The organism is Flavobacterium rakeshii (assembly GCF_009741375.1).
GTDB classification, from domain to species: domain Bacteria; phylum Bacteroidota; class Bacteroidia; order Flavobacteriales; family Flavobacteriaceae; genus Flavobacterium; species Flavobacterium rakeshii.
Window position 1 is genome coordinate 124,074 of the sequence record NZ_WOWP01000053.1, and the last position, 18,303, is coordinate 142,376.

At 33.9% G+C, this 18,303-nt stretch carries 18 protein-coding genes and 1 pseudogene; 11 read left to right on the forward strand and 8 right to left on the reverse strand.

Going from position 1 to position 18,303, the window contains the following annotated elements; translation table 11 throughout:
• Positions 1-18: 18 nt before the first annotated feature.
• Complete coding sequence (gene hmpA / locus GN157_RS13255; protein ID WP_157483998.1) at positions 19-1,227, forward strand: NO-inducible flavohemoprotein; 1,209 nt, start codon at positions 19-21, stop codon at positions 1,225-1,227.
• Positions 1,228-1,350: 123 nt separating this feature from the next.
• Positions 1,351-2,634, forward strand: a complete 1,284-nt coding sequence (locus GN157_RS13260) for a chloride channel protein (RefSeq protein ID WP_157483999.1) — start codon at positions 1,351-1,353, stop codon at positions 2,632-2,634.
• 142 nt (positions 2,635-2,776) lie between these two features.
• Here the strand turns inward: GN157_RS13260 and GN157_RS13265 are convergent, their stop codons facing one another.
• Together GN157_RS13265 and GN157_RS13270 are read right to left on the reverse strand one after the other, a co-directional pair.
• On the reverse strand, positions 2,777-3,235 hold the full coding sequence (locus tag GN157_RS13265) for a hemerythrin domain-containing protein (protein ID WP_157484000.1): 459 nt from the start codon (positions 3,233-3,235) through the stop codon (positions 2,777-2,779).
• Between the two features lie 28 nt (positions 3,236-3,263).
• The gene (locus GN157_RS13270; RefSeq protein ID WP_231749139.1) at positions 3,264-4,004 is read right to left on the reverse strand and encodes a helix-turn-helix transcriptional regulator; all 741 of its coding nucleotides are present in this window, start codon (positions 4,002-4,004) and stop codon (positions 3,264-3,266) included.
• A gap of 283 nt (positions 4,005-4,287) precedes the next feature.
• On the opposite strand from GN157_RS13270, the gene GN157_RS13275 reads away from it, so the two are divergent.
• From GN157_RS13275 to GN157_RS13300, 6 genes and pseudogenes are all read left to right on the forward strand, one after another.
• On the forward strand, positions 4,288-5,622 hold the full coding sequence (locus GN157_RS13275) for a TolC family protein (protein WP_157484002.1): 1,335 nt from the start codon (positions 4,288-4,290) through the stop codon (positions 5,620-5,622).
• A 2-nt stretch (positions 5,623-5,624) separates the two neighbouring features.
• Positions 5,625-6,686, forward strand: a complete 1,062-nt coding sequence (locus tag GN157_RS13280; protein WP_157484003.1) for an HlyD family secretion protein — start codon at positions 5,625-5,627, stop codon at positions 6,684-6,686.
• An 86-nt stretch (positions 6,687-6,772) separates the two neighbouring features.
• A complete protein-coding gene (locus GN157_RS13285; RefSeq protein WP_157484004.1) occupies positions 6,773-8,275 on the forward strand; it encodes an efflux MFS transporter permease in 1,503 nt (500 codons plus the stop codon).
• A gap of 26 nt (positions 8,276-8,301) precedes the next feature.
• Positions 8,302-9,183, forward strand: a complete 882-nt coding sequence (locus GN157_RS13290; RefSeq protein ID WP_157484005.1) for a hypothetical protein — start codon at positions 8,302-8,304, stop codon at positions 9,181-9,183.
• 44 nt (positions 9,184-9,227) lie between these two features.
• Positions 9,228-9,929, forward strand: a complete 702-nt coding sequence (locus GN157_RS13295; protein ID WP_157484006.1) for a hypothetical protein — start codon at positions 9,228-9,230, stop codon at positions 9,927-9,929.
• Between the two features lie 72 nt (positions 9,930-10,001).
• Positions 10,002-10,205, forward strand: a pseudogene (locus tag GN157_RS13300) (IS3 family transposase); the annotation flags it as partial.
• Positions 10,206-10,971: 766 nt separating this feature from the next.
• On the opposite strand, the gene GN157_RS13305 reads toward GN157_RS13300, so the two are convergent.
• Complete coding sequence (locus GN157_RS13305; protein ID WP_157484008.1) at positions 10,972-12,144, reverse strand: FAD-dependent monooxygenase; 1,173 nt, start codon at positions 12,142-12,144, stop codon at positions 10,972-10,974.
• Between the two features lie 87 nt (positions 12,145-12,231).
• On the opposite strand from GN157_RS13305, the gene GN157_RS13310 reads away from it, so the two are divergent.
• Entirely contained in the window at positions 12,232-13,191 is a 960-nt protein-coding gene (locus GN157_RS13310; protein WP_157484009.1) for an AraC family transcriptional regulator, read from the forward strand.
• 698 nt (positions 13,192-13,889) lie between these two features.
• Here GN157_RS13310 and GN157_RS13315 read toward each other — a convergent pair.
• The 5 genes from GN157_RS13315 to GN157_RS13335 are packed head-to-tail and all read right to left on the reverse strand — an operon-like array spanning position 13,890 to position 17,213.
• Entirely contained in the window at positions 13,890-14,828 is a 939-nt protein-coding gene (locus GN157_RS13315) for a WD40 repeat domain-containing protein (RefSeq protein WP_157484010.1), read from the reverse strand.
• 29 nt (positions 14,829-14,857) lie between these two features.
• Entirely contained in the window at positions 14,858-15,358 is a 501-nt protein-coding gene (locus GN157_RS13320; protein ID WP_157484011.1) for a hypothetical protein, read from the reverse strand.
• Positions 15,355-15,909, reverse strand: coding sequence for a hypothetical protein (locus GN157_RS13325; protein WP_157484012.1), 555 nt, complete (start codon positions 15,907-15,909; stop codon positions 15,355-15,357). Before GN157_RS13325 ends, GN157_RS13320 begins: the two co-directional genes overlap by 4 nt.
• The gene (locus tag GN157_RS13330; protein WP_157484013.1) at positions 15,902-16,381 is read right to left on the reverse strand and encodes an RNA polymerase sigma factor; all 480 of its coding nucleotides are present in this window, start codon (positions 16,379-16,381) and stop codon (positions 15,902-15,904) included. Before GN157_RS13330 ends, GN157_RS13325 begins: the two co-directional genes overlap by 8 nt.
• Entirely contained in the window at positions 16,374-17,213 is an 840-nt protein-coding gene (locus GN157_RS13335; protein WP_157484014.1) for an alpha/beta fold hydrolase, read from the reverse strand. The genes GN157_RS13330 and GN157_RS13335 overlap by 8 nt, the downstream gene beginning before the upstream one ends.
• 387 nt (positions 17,214-17,600) lie before the next feature.
• Here GN157_RS13335 and GN157_RS13340 point away from each other — a divergent pair, with 387 nt between their 5' ends.
• Together GN157_RS13340 and GN157_RS18085 are read left to right on the forward strand one after the other, a co-directional pair.
• Positions 17,601-18,017 carry a PAS domain-containing protein gene (locus tag GN157_RS13340; protein WP_157484015.1) on the forward strand — a complete coding sequence of 139 codons (417 nt, stop codon included), beginning with the start codon at positions 17,601-17,603 and terminating at the stop codon, positions 18,015-18,017.
• 57 nt (positions 18,018-18,074) lie between these two features.
• On the forward strand, positions 18,075-18,263 hold the full coding sequence (locus GN157_RS18085; RefSeq protein WP_394350077.1) for a response regulator transcription factor: 189 nt from the start codon (positions 18,075-18,077) through the stop codon (positions 18,261-18,263).
• Positions 18,264-18,303 lie beyond the last annotated feature (40 nt).

The following is an 18,303-nucleotide window of genomic DNA, read 5'->3' on the forward strand; positions in this document are numbered from 1 at the left end:
TTTAAATTCAAATAAATAATGACAGAGAATCAAAAAAACCTGGTAAAAGCAACTGTTCCGATACTAAAAGAGCATGGTGTTTTATTAACTACGCATTTTTACAAAAGAATGTTTGAACATAACCCCGAGTTGAAACACATGTTTAACATGGGCAATCAGCAAAATAAAAAACAACAAACAGCCTTGGCTATGGCTGTTTTGGCCTATGCAGAACACATTGAAGATCCAAGCGTACTATTACCTGTTGTTAACAGCATAGGGCATAAACATACCAGCTTAGATATACGCCCTGAGCACTATGCAATTGTTGGCAAACATTTAATCGCCTCTATTAAAGAAGTACTGGGTGATTCTGCGAGTAATGAGCTGTTAGAGGCCTGGACAATCGCTTACGAGCAACTAGCAGGTTTAATGACTGGACATGAACAAAGTATTTACCAACAACAAACAGAAAAAAAAGGTGGTTGGGCCGGTTGGAGACCATTTGTAGTAAAACAGAAAGTCAAAGAATCGGAAGAAATCACATCTTTTTACCTTTATCCTTCCGATGGTGGACCTATAGCAGATTATATACCGGGCCAATACATTAGTGTACGACTTTTTTTACCCGAATTGAATTTGTTACAGCCGAGACAATATAGTCTTTCCTGCGCTCCAAATGGTCAGTACTATCGTATCTCGGTAAAACGCGAGACAGGAAGTGAACACCCTGATGGAATGATTAGTAACCGTTTACACCAACACATTGAAGAAGGTAATGTTATAGACCTATCAGCTCCTGCTGGTACTTTTGTGTTAGATGCTCAAAAGAGCAATCCTAAAGTCTTTATAAGTGGTGGTGTAGGGCAAACACCGTTGATGGCAATGCTCGAGGAATTAATTGCTAAAAACAATACCGACAGTTTACCGATAACCTGGATACATGGCTGTAAAGGTACTACAGTACATGCATTCAAAGATCGACTGCAAGAACTACAAGAGTATTCAATCTCTTTAAAAAAACATATTTTTTATGATAGTAAAGACCAAATGGTAGCAAATACATATCAGGGATGGGTTGATCTATCTCTTATAAAGGATGATGTGCTACTACCAAACGCTGATTTTTATATTTGTGGTCCGGCGCCGTTCATTAGCAAACATTATAATTTTCTTGTTGAGAATGGCATTACTAAACAACAGATTTACTTTGAAGAGTTTGGCCCGGCATCTTTACAATTAAATTAGTAAAGAACTTAAATTATGCCCTATGCCAAAACATAGGGCATACTATTTTCGTTTTTCCGAGGAAAATAAATAGAATAACATCAATAATATAAAAATTTGCTTTGCTGAAATTTTATTAGAAAAATGTCAAAAAAGAATATAATTATTCGTAGCTATTTAACTTTAACTACCAGTGTAATAGTTATTAGTATAGTGTGTGTTTTATTAACTCAGCTCTTAAAAACCCTAACAAAACATTTTCAGGAGTTAATTTTTCATAATGCTGGCAATGTGAGCATTGTGCTGTATATTTTTTTACCCACTATTGGCATTACCGCCATTTACTTTTTAAGAAAACACATTTTTAAAAACAGGAAAAACAAAGGTATAACAGAGATTTACAAAAGTTTGGGCGATCGTAAAGATCATCTCCCATTTTTTAAAACGCCATCACACTATATAAATGGTTTTTTAACCGTAATATTTGGGGGGTCTACAGGCATTGAAGTTTCTACAGTTGTAGCAACCGCCGCTGTTGGAAACACCGTTTTTAAAAAAAACGAGGGCCCCAAGAAATATAAAACAGAATTTATTTGTGCAGGCGTTACTGCCGGTGTAGCTATATTATTTGCAAGCCCCTTGGCCGGGTTACTATTTGCTCTCGAAGTAATTGCCCGAAAAATAAGCGCTGCACTTGTTTGGAGCTGTTTAATAGCGGCGGCTATTTCGTGGGGATGGCTTCATTATTTTATTTCGCCAGACTTCTTTTCATTTACCGTAAATGACTGGGCATGGAAGGCTATTCCTTTCTATTTATTCCTGAGCTTAATTGGTGGCTCACTTTCGGTTTACTTTACATTTATTGTAATAAAAATAAAACAACAATTTTCGCAAATACAAAACAATTTTGTTCGGGTAAATTTGGGAGCATTGGCTGTAGGAATACTAATTTTTTTCTTTCCTGTTTTATATGGCGATAGTTATCATGGATTGAAGCATATAGTTAGTGACACTATACAAAGCAAAGAGCTGGTAATTGGTTTAGGATTTTTAGTATTTCTTGTAATCCTAAAGCCCTTGGCAGCTTCTCTTACCTTGGGTGCCGGAGGCGATGGGGGCGTTTTTGCACCAAGCATTGTTGCAGGAGCTTTCCTGGGCTTGCTATTTGCTTATTGTAGCAATACTTATCTGGGTACCAGCCTGGATTTGTTTAATTTTGTTTTAGCGGGTGCAGCAGCAACACTTTCGGCATCTATATTTGCGCCATTTACAACAATTGTTTTAGTTTGCAATTTAGCACCTGATGGAATAGAGTTATTGATTCCCATTGCATTATGCTGTTTTATGTCAAAATATTTTGCACAATTGCTCCTTCCCTACAATGTTTATACTTATGATTTTTATATGGCTTCTAAAGCCACTAAATAATTTCGTTATAAATGCTACTTGTACATCTCTTTGCATTATATATGCTGAGAAATTGCTTCTGGAAACCATCAGTTTCAACAGTACAGGTTTAAAGCTCTAAATAATAAAAGCTTCAAACATATAAATACACTAGAAAAACATTTTAAGTCAACCAAAAACAATCATCCCACTCTGTGGTATTAGGCTCTGGTTCTAACACTTGAAGTTCTTTACGTTGAGCAGCAGTCATTTTGTTTTTAACTTCATCAAAAAGATTCTTTTCTTCAAAACGCACAAGAAAATCAAGATCTTCTTCGATTCCGCTTAAACGTTTATCGATCAAAGCATTGTTAGTGAATAAACGTGTAAGCCTTCGTTGTGTGGATAGTGCTTTTTTAACCTGTACATTATCTTTCCCTAAAACAGGAAAAATATACTTTTGTTCAAATTCAAAATGCATAGCAAGATGATTTAAAAAGTACCATTCTGCATAACGCATAATACGAATTGGTTCTATTTGTAGCCTTATCCCCTCTCGAATTCTCTGACATAGAAGCTGTGCTTGTTTATGCTCTTGAGAAAGAGTTTGAAAAGCTGTTCTTTTAGGGTTTGAAACAATCATTTTAAGTAAAATTAATATTATTTTGTCTTTATCTATAATTCAAAAGATTCCTTTTAAAGTCTGAAGGCCTTATATGTGTCAATTGCCAAAAAGTATTACTAAACGATGAAAGGCTCTCGTATCCTACTTTATAAGCAATTTCACTAATAGAAAGATCTGTCATAAGCATTAACTCAATGGCATGTACCATTCGTAATAATTTGAGGTACTGAAGAAAAGAAGTTTTAAGCGTCATTTGAAATAGCCGCGAAAGGCTTCTCTCACTAAACCCAAACAATTCACTTAAACCTTCAAGGGTGTGATTTTCTGAAATGTTTTCTGAAATATAATTAAGTATTGGTGTTATTCTTTCGTTTTCCGTGAATGGAAGTGCTATTGGCGATTTTTTATTGCTAATGTTTGGTAAAATACCTTTAATAGCAGCCAGGAACAAATACCTTTCATCTTGTGGTTCAATACGCCCATCCCATGTTTCAGTATATTTCATCATTTCCATGAGCAATTCATTTATGGGATATATACCAACCTGGGAAAAATAAGGATGCTTAAAATCATCGTAAGTATAAAAAAATATTGATCTTAAGATGGTTCCTGAATGCCCTACTTTTAAAATATGGTCCAGTCCGGAAGGTACCCAAAAATAATGTCTGGCAGGAATTACATATTTATTATTATCCACTTCCAGGTAAGCTAGGCCACCTTCAACGTAAGAGAGTTGTCCTTTTTTATGACTATGAATCGGGATAAACTTTTCAGACCTCTCATGCATGACAAATACTGCCTTTGAGGACTTATCTATATCTGGCAAAGATGCAATAAGGCTCATAGTATTGCAAATTATTATAATGCCAATATAAAAGAGCTAAAAAGCATATTGGCGCTAAATTTAACGATACAAATATACGAAACACTGAGAATAATTCAATTGCAATTAAAAAAACAAAAAATGAATCATTACGAAAACTTGTCTGGATTCATCAAATTATAGGCTCGTTTGAGTAAGTTAGCTTGTTAATTTTGAATCTAAATTTGCCTTATCAAATTAAAAAATAATGATAGCCTTTATTAAAAAAATCACACTCCGATTTTTACCTATTCTAATTTCATTACCACTTTTTTCGCAGGAACTCCAGTATACCACTCCAATTTACCTTTCAATTGAAGATACATGGAACAAAGCAATCAATTATAGCAAAAAAATTGATCTTAGCCGTATGGAGGCTGCAATAAGTGAAGAGGAGATTGCAGAAAAAAAAATAGAACGTTTGCCTGAAATGGATCTTAAAGGAAATTATGAATATGCCACCAATATTCCTGTTTATGAAAATGGCCTTTTTAGCAAACCTACACAGCATGAGGTAATACACATTCTTTATAAAGTGAGCGCAGGTTACTATTTTAATATTTATAATGGTAATAAGCTCAATCTGGCAATTAAAAGTAAGGAGATTGGTGCTGAATTAGCTAACGAACAACGGGATCTAAGTATTTCTGAAATTAAGCTACAGGCAGCTGCATATTATCTTGATTTACAAAGAAGTTACATATTTAAAAAACTGGTAATAGACGATATATCAAATCAGGAAGAACAGTTAAGCGAAATTGTATCGCTTAGTAAAAACGGAGTTGTATTGGAAAGTGACGTGTTACGTGTAAAGTTAAAGCTTTCCAATCAAAAAATGATGTTGGTAAAAATCGATAATGATATAGCAATCACAAATCAAAAGCTCAACATTGTTATTGGTCTCCCTGACCACCAGTTAATTCAACCCGATTCTTTAAAGGATCCAGCTTTAATCTCATTAACAGATTATGAAGAGTGGCTTAAGATTGCCGAACATAACTCTTATGACTATAATATCTCAAGCAGCAAAACTGAATTATCCCGTATTGCCCTTAAAAGTGTAAAAGCAAATGTGAGGCCTAAAATAGGTTTATATGGCGAGTTTTATCTTGCCAATCCGCAAATATTTCTTTATCCCTACTCCCCAAGTAATTATACTCTTGGTGTTTTTGGAGTGCGTGCATCTTTTCCGCTTTCTGAGCTGTATCTAAATAAGCCTAAAGAAAGGGTAGCAAAACTCAATCTTGAAAGAGAAGAGCTTGAACATCATCATGTTGAAGATAAAATACGGGAAGATGTTTTCGCTGCATTCACCCGTTATAATGAAGCATTGGTGAGAATAAATGTTGCAAAAGATGATGTGGAACAATCTGAAGAAAATGCACGAATTATAAGTGAAAATTACTTCCATCAGAGCGCCTTAATCACCGATTTATTAGATGCAAATATTCAATTACTACAAAGTCAGTTTAATCTGGCATCGGCAAAAATAGCAGCACAAATACAGTATTATCAACTACAACATGTTACAGGAACACTATAAAAATGAAAAAGAATAATAAATACACCGTTACAGACAGGCTAATAACAAAAATTACCGCCTGGATTGCAGGCATAATATCATTAATTCTTCTTATTTGGGGAGTTTTTACCCTTGTAGACCTTTACAAAAATGAGAAAACCAATGATGCACAGGTACAGGAATACATTAATCCGGTAATATCAAGAGCCGGAGGGTTTATTACAGAAGTTAAATTTGAGGAAAATGAACCTGTAAAAAAAGGAGATACTATCGTGTTAATCGATAACAGGGAGTATGTCATTCAACAAAAACAAACAGAAGCTGCTTTAGTAAATGCAAAAGCAAAGTATAAAGTTTGGGAAAGTAAAATAACTACATTAACAAGAGCTTCAGAAATGAATAGCTCTAAAGAACAGGTTGCAAAGGCGGCATTATGGAAAGAAGATCTTGAATACAAAAGATATAAAAATCTGGTAGCTACAAAATCGGCTACGGCACAACAGCTTGAAGCCAAAGAAGCTGCGTTTAAAATGGCTTCTTCCGAACTTAAAGCTGCAAACGAAAATTATTTAACATCAGTTTCTGAAATATCTGACGCTAAGGCTCAACTTGCCGTTATTTCGGCTGAAATAACCAGACTTGAGGCACTTCTTGACCGCCATAAACTGGATGTATCCTATACAATAATTACAGCCTCGTATGACGGTGTTATGGGAAGAAGAACAATTGAGAAAGGGCAAATGATTGATGCCGGACAGGTTCTGGCCTACATTGTTAATGCCGAAACAGATAAATGGGTTGTAGCCAATTATAAAGAAACGCAAATTGGCTGTATGAAATTAGGTGACACTGCTACATTTACCAGTGATGCATATCCGAATAAAGTATTTAAAGGTGTTATAATATCAATGTCTCCTGCAACGGGATCAAGCTTCTCTTTACTTCCTCCTGATAATTCAACAGGAAATTATGTAAAAATAGTTCAGCGTGTACCGGTTAGGATACGGGTAACTGGGAATAAAAAATCTGTTGACTTACTTAAGGCCGGCATGAATGTAAATGTTTCAATTGCAAAAGAACAATAATGTTACCTAAAAGCTTTCTTTTTAAAGAATGGGTCCCGGAGTGGCTAATAAAAATTGTACTATTTATAGTATTGTTACCTAGCCTCGTGCTTTTTTTTCTGCCAATGACTAATGTGGCAGCTGCAGCTGGAAATACTGGTATAGAAACTTATGATGTTTTGTATGCTGTTGCTTTATTTTATGCAGGATATGTGAGCTTTTTTTCTCTTGAGCGACGATTTTATAATTACCTGGCCACAAAAGAGTATTTTATTATTATAACGATAGTTCAGATCCTTACATCTTATATCTGTTACAGTACAGATGAAGTAGCTATCTTATTTATTGTGAGATTCATACAGGGCATGGCTTTTACCATGACTGTTAATCTTTCACTTTCATTAATCTACTCCAGATTGAGAAGCTCGAGGGCCCGGGTAATTGGTTACTCTATATTTTTTGGAATGCTTGTCGCCATGATTCCATTCAACAATTTTGCTACAGCTGAGCTTGTTGACAGCTTTAATTTTAACTTTCTCTACAAGTGTGCTATGTTTTCATATCTGCCCAGCCTTTTGTTTATATACCTGTTTATGAACAATGTGCGCCTCGATGTAAAGTTCCCTTTATATCAGCTTGACTGGGCGAGTTTTTTTCTCTACGCCATTGCTTTATGCCTTTTTGGTTATATAATGGTGTACGGACAGCAGTACTACTGGTTTGAGGATCCCCGTATTTTTTGGAGTGTTGTATCTATAGTTTTACTTGTATTATTTTTTATCCTTCGTCAATGGAAAACAAAGCGTCCATATTTTAACCTGGAAGCTTTTAAGTATAGGAACTTTTGGTTTGGTGCAGCTATAATTTTAATTTTTTATATATGCCGGTTTGCAATGATGATAAACACCGGCTATTTCCAGGCAGTATTAAAACTGGATCCAATACACGTTGGGTATATTACTCTCATAAACATTGCAGGTATTGTAGTTGGGGTGATTTTATCAGCCGTTTTTGTTCTCCAGCAGCGTCCTATACGTTTACTCTGGATTTATGGTTTTTCATTACTGTTTATTTATTACAGCTGGATGATTTTTCTCTACACCACACAAGCTAATGAGAACAACTTTTATATTCCCTTATTCCTTCAGGGATTAGGTGTTGGGTTGTTAATGACCCCCTCAATCATTTTCATGGTAGCATCTGTACCAGAACGTTTAAGTGTTACATCTGCAGGAATGTGCCTATTAATGCGATGCTCCGGGTTCTATATAAGTTTAGGGTTAATGAACTATTTTGAACTGTTTTCAAAGAGCAAACACTTTAATACATTTCTTTCTCATACCGTCGCTAACAACCCAATTTCGCAGCAAATTTCAGAAAGAAACAGTACTATGCTTATTAGTCATGGAATGAGTGATACTATGGCTCAAAAAGCAGCAGATAAACTTACTGTTACTGCCGTGAATGCTCAAAATTATATACGTTATGCTATAGATTATTATGAGATAATAGCGCTCATGATTGTCGTTACAATATTATTTGTTGGATTATTTCCTTATATAAACCGTACCATACTGACATTAACAAAAAAACAGCCATCACCATTTTAATGTCAAATATGTAAAATAGAACGATTATGAAACCTACTTATATTATCGGAACTATTGTAGTAATCAGCATAATTCTTTATTACTTTTTCCGGATCAGGACATCACAACTCAGTTATCGATTCGCTACTTTATTAAAACTCTTTTTAGAAAGTGACAACAAAATAAAGATAGATATCAAAGAAAGAGACTTTATCATTCTTTCCCGATACAGTAAAAGAGGAGATTTAAATATATACCTGCTGCAGTCCAATAATATAATATCAATTGAGGTTGAATTTATTACTGCAAAAAAACACATTAAAGATTATGAATGGTTTTTTTGTAGCACAGAGAATCAGACACAAATATATGGAGAGATAATTTCGTATTTGAATACAAAACATCAGTATTATATTCTTAATAATAAACCTTTAGGAAAAGTAAATACCGATGACCATAAAATGCTCTTGAGTGACTACAATGCTGAAAACGTTTTTTGTAATGCCTTTAAAGCAATGAAGCTTTTTGATAAAGAAGAATATATAAGCTTCAGATCCAGGTTTGAAATCATATTCTTTAATAACGTTTTATTGTATTCATCACTTTCTAACAATAATTATTCTTCGCCAATACATAAAGAAGATATGTTTAGATTATTAATCCTATATCTTGAAAACCATGAATTATTAGATCAGGTTGATAATCTTGAAGATTTTTTAGAGAAACGTTTTGACTTATACTCAGAACAAGCACAAATGCTTAATATTAAAACTGACTATGACTTTAGTCTGCTTTACAATTCATTTTTTTTAAACCCACTCGAACCGCAGGCTAAATTTAATTCCAAAAGTATGGTCAAAAATAATTTCAGTCATCTAATGCTTAATATGATAAGTGGTTTGAGTGCATGTATTACTTCTTTCTTATGAAGATACTTCGAATCAAATCAATTGCATAAATAAAATCAAGCCTTATGGAAATATTCTTAAATGAAAAAATTAAAAATCTGGTTACCCATGATTATCGCATAGCCAGCCTGCTTAAGCGATATAATATAGATTTTTTGAGTTGGGGTGGTATGTCTTTAGAGGAAGTTTGTGAAAGCAAAAATATAGCTGTAATTAAACTTGAAAATAAAATTAAAGAGATTTTAAATACTGAAAATAATGAATTTGAAAATTTTAATTTATGGAGCATTGAGCAACTAACAGATTACATTATAAAAATTCGTCACTCAGCCATTAAAAGGAAAATACCATTGGTAAAAGAACAACTTTTAAAGACATGTAAAATTTGGGGCGATTCACATCCGGAATTAAATATGGTTCATGAACTTTTTATCTCGATTAAAACCGAAATAGTGCAACATATGGATATGACTAAAAAAATTATATTCCCTCATTTTATCAAATTTTCAGATACATATAATTCAAATATAACTGAAGCTTCAATTAAGTTGATAAAAGAAAATATTACTTCAACAAACTATGAGCATGAAAAAAAAGAGCAGTTACTACTTGACATAAATTATTTATGCCATCAATATTACATTCATCAGGAAAAACCATTCGATATTAATTATCTATATTACCTTCTCGAAGACTTTGAACAGGACTTACAAATGTTGCTTCATTTAGAAAGTAATATACTTTATCCAAAAATATATAGCAAATAAATTGGAGAAATAGTCAAATGCATAGCACCCATACAGCCCGTGAGAACACAAACCTAGCAATAAAACACTTAAGGAAATTGCCTTGATAATGCCATTATTGAGAACTTCTTTGGAACTTTGAAGTCCGAATTATTCTACCTTAAAGATTATAAGTCAATAGAAGAGCTGAAAAACGATATTAATGATTATATATCATATTACAATAATGATCGAATAAAACTGAATTTAAATGGAATGAGCCCGATAAAGTATCGAGCTCATTATTATCAAACTTAATTATAAATTTGTCTAACTTTTTGGGTGCAGTCCAACTTTACGCTTCAAAATTATATTTATAAATTAATCTTTCAACTAATATGATAATTTTTATTCATTGAAAATTTTACGAGAAATTAATTTGTACCTCACTAAATTAATTGATTTTAAGACCTACCAAAAATTAGCAAATTTGCGCTTTTTCATTCAAAAATATTTTACATTTGTGGTCTAACCAGCAACCCTTCGCCGGTATATCCTTGAAAATCAAACAAATGTCTTGTTTGTGATGTTTGTCGATATTTAGATAAAAACTGTATCCCTATTGTACCTCACTAACATGAAATTCAGCAATAGCAATGTTTGCTAATTTCTGCATCGGAAATTAAACGAAGTTTTCAAATATAGAGTTACCTTTTCCAATATTTTATACATCTCTATATAAAGAATAATTTTATACCTTTGTATATATAGAATTTAGTATTCTTGAATAGTCGGATAATTAGCTTTTACTACCATTATATAATCTGTGGCAAAATCGTGGTAATTTTATTTGCTGTATTTACGTTTACAGGAATGACGCATGTTTGAGCGATTAAGTTCGCATCCTGCTCTTTCAACATCACGATAACTTAATGTAAACCTAAGTTTGAAATATACCGCTTGCACAATAATAGATTTCGGATGGCAATGGCCTTTGATATTCATTTTTGATAGTTTTTAATCTCTAAAGATAACAAGTTAACCGTAGATGCGACAAAGCCAAATAATACCTCCTGTAGTTAAATTAGTTCAATAGGAAGTTTTCCTGATCTTTAGTTAAAACAATGGGGTCTGTCATTATTTTTTGAACAGCTTTATGGTCAGCTGCCCGGAAACCGTTTACAAATTTATCCAAATCTGCTTCGCTCTTAGGCAGGAAAGATGCCGCATTATTCTTTGCATTGGTCTGAAATTTTTCTATAATGGGTTGCATCAAACTATTGTAGCAGTCACAGGCAGTTAAGATATCATCAGGATGTTTTGCAATAAAATGTGCCAATGCCTTTGCACCATAAATAGACAGTGATGCTCCCATTCCTGATAAAGCAGTAGGACAATACCCGGCATCTCCCAACAAAACCATACGGCCATTAACAAGGTGTGTCGCATTAACCATACCCATTTTATCCATAAAAAACAACCCATTATCCAACAGATTATTCAATAACTGCTTCACTTCCGGATTATAATCCGCAAAAGTATTCTTAAGAATAGTCGGAGCATTATTTTTTATGGTACTTAAGTCTTCGGTGCTACGTAGATAACACTGAATAGCAATCTGATCCTCTGCTATGGGATAAATAGACAACATTTTGTTAACATCAATATAAATCTTAAAAATACCGACTTGCTTTGTATGGTATAGATTTAATTTTCCACCAACATAAAGCGTATTGAAATCTTCTAATTGGCAACCCCTAAAATACTTTTCTCTAGTGGCAGAGCGTAATCCTTCCGAAATAATTACTAAATCAACTTCTATCGTACTTCCATTCGACAGCGTAACTTTTGTCTTATCTGATTGTTCTTCCAATTGTGAAATCGTTGTGTTAAAAGAAGTATTAATATCCTCTTTAATCGCCTCATATAACACGTGATGTAAACCGCCGCGGGATATAAGAACGGAACGCTCTATATTCTCATTCATTTTATGATAAGCAATGCTCTGAATGATTTCTTCATTGGTTTCTACAAAATCAACCGTTTCAGAAGGTGATGATTCTTCCTGTAATTTTTTGGTAAGCCCTAGTTCGTCCATTATTTTTACACCAAAACTCTTAAGCGAAATAAGGAACCCTGCTTTTGTGAATGAAGGCGATCTGTCAATTACAGTAACCTTATGTCCTTGTTTTACCAAAAAATTTGCTACTGTTAAGCCCGCAATACCTGCTCCCGATATTAAAATGTGTTTTTTCATTTCCTATATTTTTAAATTGATATTGCAAATTTATTTATACTTTTAATGCTAAAATAGTCCATTATGAAACATAAATAGTCTTGTAAAATGAGTGACGTCAAAAAGAAACATGAGATGTACTATTGGGCGGAGCGTTTGGGAGTTTCGCTTAATTCATCTCAACCTGAATTGGAAATGCTCTATCTCAATGAGCTGAAAATTGTAGATTTAATGCCCGAGATGTTAGTTATGGTTCGCTCTGTTGTGGCAAAGCAAACATTTTGCATCCGGAGAAAACCTATTACAGCTTTTGAACATGGAATATCTATTTCTTTTCAAAATATCATCAATTCACGATTAAACACGTCTATATCGGACAAAAAAATATTACAACAAATGCAACCACACGTTCGCATCATGCCGCTGCATGTTGAAAGTGACGTCTGCTTTCCAAAAAATATTAATATTCAGCAGGTAACCATAATTATAAGTCTTGATTATTTAAAAAGCTTTATCGGAAAGGACAATACTAAATTCGAATATTTTTTTAATAATGAGAAAACACTTTGGATTGAGGAGTTCATGTCTCCGGAAATTGCAGAAGTAGTTAATGAGTTTTCACTTACAAAAACACAAGAGACGCTATCAGATGCCTATTACAGACTAAAATCGCTCGAGCTGCTATTTTATTTATTTAAAAATTTATCAACCAGAGCAAATATTACGCATCAGTACCTCTCAAAATATGAACTTGAATCAGTGTATCGTGTCCGGGACAGAATAGCAGTTTCAATTAACAAACCCTTTATACAGGACGAGTTAGTGAAATTAAGCGGTATGAATGTAATTAAACTCCGGAAAATCTTTATGCAAGTATTTGGTAAAGGCATGTATTCCTATTATCAGCATTTACGTATGCAAGAGGCTGCAAGACTTTTACGTGAAGAACATTTATCGGTATCAGAAACCGGATATCAGTTAGGGTTTAGTAATTTAAGCTATTTCGGAAGATTATTTGAAAGACATTTCAATATGAAACCAAAGAAATGGAGCCGGAATAAACAATAGTAATCGTAGAAATAGTACCGACTACTACATAACTAAACACTGTTAGACAATCATACTGAAGCTTATAAAATTTCAACGCGTACCCAAGGAATGTTTATCAGTACTATAATAGGACAATCTCGATGAATGTGTAGGTTGATAAATCAATTTTGTTAGAATATCCTTTAATTATACTATTTCGTAAATGTGCTACTATTGTTTCCTCTGCAAACTTTAAAAACACTTGTACTTAAACTAGAGATGATCTCCCGAAAACCCTTATTTACGATTAACCGCTTACCCATCACGATTGAGCAGGAAGGCAGTTGGATAGCTTGATACATAATGTTTTTGAAAAGATGATACATTTTATCCTCTCCGGCATTATAGCGAAGTACAATAAATTTATTAGACATAATATTTTGAAAGATAAGTTTATCCAACTTTTTAAAGGGAGCACACCAAGTGGTATAAAAATCATTTTTTTTTCTTAGCGATTTTTAACGCTTGTGCATAATCCTGTTCAATAACATCTAACCTTTGAGCAAGAATAAAATAAAGCAGTAGTAGCGATACAATTGGAAAGATTCTATTATGATAATATCTTTATTCTCAAAGACTGCTTTATTTTAAAGATCTTACACTTCATTAAAGCTAGTATCCATGATTACTACCGATATGTATGTGCCATCTATTACACAGTCTTGTCTTTATAAGCTTTACAGTTCCTTAAATTGAATATTTCCACCTAAATCTACAATAACTAACTGTCGTTTATCTTTAGCAATGTCCATTGCGCTGGGGGTGTTTTTCAATACTGTGTAGGTACTTATTAATTCACCAGATTTTTTGTCCCATTGGCGTAGCGACTTATCCAAACCGCAGGTATAAATAGTATTGGTAGTGATAATTCCTGAAATGATTTCTAAATGTAACGGAACCTTTACTGTAGTGTCCTTGTCTGCAACATAGATAGGCCAGTCCGGATGTTGCTGACTATACATTATACTATCTGCCTTTGTGTCAAAAAAACTGAATTCTTTCCCCCTGAGCATTAAATAATTATTCTGGTCGTCTACATCTATTAGGTGCCCGGATGTTTTGTTTTTTTGTATTATGATTTTAGTTTTATAGTTCCAAACTATAACTCCCTGTTTTCCATCAAAAAAGATATCTCCGTTATCCCTTATGTATCTGGGGCGTGTACCTTGTAATACTTTTGGAGTTTCAATGGCATTAAAATCTTCATTTGTATTCCACACATAATGAGAGCCCTTAAAGTCATAGGTAGCTAAAATCCCGTTATGTGAATTATAAGTAAGCTGTTTTGCCCAGGTATTTTTTAGATGTAACTGCTTTACAACACTACCATCTTTTGTATTGACAACTACTATTCCTGAATTTAAAGTCGCCGCATATAGCCTGCTTTTCCGCTTATCATAAGCCATTGCATATATTTCATCATCTATGGCTGCTATTTGTTGTTTTTTTGTCCCATCCTTAATTACTTCATATATTTTACCATCAAAACGGGAAACAAAAACGGTATCTCTGTCTGCTTTATAAATCACATCGGTATAAGAAACCGGATTGACTGCAGTAAATCTTCCTTTCTTAATTGAAACTTCCTGTTTACAACTCCATAATATAATTGACAAGCATAGTATTCCAGTTAAGCCGTATAAATTTATTTTCCTATTGTTGTAATACATTTTTCTTTTTTTCCATTTTCTGAAACATCCAACCACGATCCTTCATCGGAAGCCCCAAGATTAACTTCATTACCGTTTTTTCCCCACATTTTTAGTGTAGCCGCACCTTGGGGTTCTGCCATAAATAAAACACGCTGGGAAACTTTAGAATCAAGAGTAAAAAATATATTCCCATAAGAATCATCAGTCACATATCCTCCCCTCTCCTGTCCTTCGTGGTCATAAAGCATAACGCCGGAAACTCCGGAATTGTCTCCCCGGTAAAACCGGTGACCAAAGGATTGTGCCGGAGGAAGATGTGCACCTATTATGATTCGCTCTGTACCCGTAGAATCGGTAACCACTAAACCCTTTACTTTTAAAATCTCATTTGATAAGTCAAGTTCAACATGATGGCTATTAATGATATATATAAGCAACCCGAGAGTTACAAAAACGTTTGCTATTAATATAATTTGTAAAAATTTATTTTTCATTGTTTTAGTTTTTTTAAAACAGATAGTTCTCTTTTTATTTGTACACCAATAAGTACTGCCAGTACTGCAAATATAAAGATGGAAGACCAAAGGATATAGCTATACATCCCCGATGACAGGTTTTGCCTGAACAGTGGTAACAGCCAAACAAAACCTAGCACATAGCTTACAAAAAGAATAGGAGTAATATAATAATGAATCCGTCTTCTGGCACTGTAGTAGGCAATTAACTTTTCATTATAAGCTGCCATACTGCTACCAAGAGGCAGCTTTGCCTTTTTAATGGTGGTGCCATATTCTATTAGAACTCTTATAAGTAAACTTCCTATCATCACACCCAATCCCAGAAGTAACTGTATATGGCTATAGGCCGAAATATAAAAAAAGAATCCTATCAATACAGCGATTGTACAGCCCAGAACCATTTGGCTAATACGCTGTTTTTTTAAGATTAGTGCAAACTTTTTTATAATTTCTTCCACGCCCTTTTCAGGTGTGAGAGGAACATTCCGTTTGTCCCATTGATTTTTTATTTCATCATAACTATTCATTTCTTACACATTTTGAAAGTTGTTCTTTAATTCTATGAATACGTGTTCGTACTGCCTGGTGACTAATACCTGTAATTTCGGCAATTTCGGATTGAGGTACACCTTCCAGTTCTAATAAAATAATTGTTTTATTTTCTGGAGGAAGTCTGTCAATACAACGATACATTGTTGTAAATTGCTGTTCTTTTTCTTCAGAACTAATAGTCTGATCGACAGCTGTATCAATCTTAATATGAGTAACTTCCCTCCTACGTATCTCCTGTAAACATACATTAACAGTAATACGGTAAATCCAGGTACCTATAGAGGCATCACCCCGAAAACTTTCCAGGCTTTGCCATACTTTTAAAAATACTTCCTGAGCCAGATCTTTGGCCTGATCTTCCCTGCCCTCTGTATAACCAAGGCACAACCTGATTACCTTAGGGTAGTTTGTTTTGAAAATAGCGGTAAAGTCTTTCTTCTTATCCATTTGCCCCCAGTGCTATCCTGATTTGTTCCAATAACCATTTTGGTTTATCAAACATAATAAAATGGCCTGCTCCTTCTGCAAAAATAAGAGTATGCTTTTTTAGGTTTTTATATTGCTCGCTGTAAGTTGCTGTGACTACTTCTTTTCCGTAAGGTTCTGTAGCTGCAAATAAGGTGACCGGGGTGACAATTTTTTTCAGTTCATCCCTCAAATCTAATTTTAAAAGATCTGTATATCCGTATACAAAAGTTTTACGGTCGCTCGCTACCATCCAATCAACGATTTGTTGCTGCTTTTCCTTATCACTACACATTCCTAGGGCCATTTGTCCAGCCATCTCCCGGAAAGCAACATTGTCCATATGTAAAACATATTGATTAGAAGGAGTATCATATTGAATATTGTTACTGTCATACTCCGGAATCATTAAGACCCCCATAGCAGGCAGGGCATCAATTAAAATTAAGCGTTTAAATTGATGATTTTCTGTAGCAAGCCACAAGGCCAGTGTACCTCCCATACTGTGCCCCAAGACAATAGATTCCTCTAAATTATTTGTTTTAATATAATGCAGGACTTCCTCTTTTATTTTTGGCAACCAGGGAAAATCTATCGGTGGTACGCCCCCGAAACCTGCAAAAGTAAACGCATGAATTTCGTAGCTTTCTGATAGGGTATTAGTGATTTCTGAAAATACTTTAGGTGTACAGGCAAAACCGGGAAATACCAAAACAGGCTGCCCCTCTCCTTTTATTTCAACCTGAAAACTTTTTTGGGAATATAAACTGATGCTGATGAATAGGAAGACGAAGCAAATTAATATCTTTTTCATATCTAAAAGGTTTTGTTTATCCTTTAGATGCATTTGTTCAAAAATGTTACATAAATAAGCCGTTTATCTAAAAAAATCAATAACAAGACATCTAAAAGAACTTTCAATGCTTTTTATTTTCCACTGACATTGCTCTTACTTTCTACGCTGAGTCTTTTGCTTTTTCTCGTCTTTGTTTTTATCTGTTGCAAAGCACATTGAAGTTTCTGCTAAATGACTACCTTGCTTAATCATCAAACTATTATAAGGACAAGTGTTGTAACCGCAATCGTGTTTGGAAAATAAAATGGATAAATCTCTACTCAAAAAAGCTGGTGATATTTGGAAAGAAATCGGGCAGCACAAAAAACCCGAAGAATTACAGGTAGAAATTGAACTTTACAAAAAATGCTCAACTTGTTTCAGGTGGGTGATTATTCCTATTTTATTTTTAATTCACCCGAACTTCGTATGGAATATACCAATGATTCCATAACAAAACTGTTGGGCTATACACCAGAAGAGTTTGTTTTTGAAAAATTCTTAGCAATTATTCATCCAGATGACCTGCAAAATTATTTGAATTTTGAAGCCACTATAACTCAATTTTGGACAGACTTGGCACCCGAAAAAGTATTTAAATACAAAACACGATACGATTTCAGGATTATTTGCAAAGACGGTTCGACAAAAAGATTACTACAACAGGTCGCTGTAATCCAAAGTGATGACGATGGAGCGGTACTACGAACTTTTGTAATATTTACAGACATTACTGATTTGAAGCAAAGCAATAAAATGATATTGTCTATTATGGGATTATAAGGAGAGTCGTCTTTCATTGATATACAACCGGTAAAAACACTAACACCACACAGTGACATTTTAACCAAAAGAGAGAAAGAAATTTTCAATTTATTAGTAAATGAGTATCAAACAACAGAGATTGCAAAAAGATTAGATATAAGCCCACACACTGTTAGTTCTCATCGAAAAAATATTTTTCAGAAAACTGGCACCAATTCTGTTTTACAACTAATAAAACTCGGACTAGAAAAAGGCTGGGTGTAAATTGTTATACCTTAATTATTACTAAACAGTGAAGACTTTT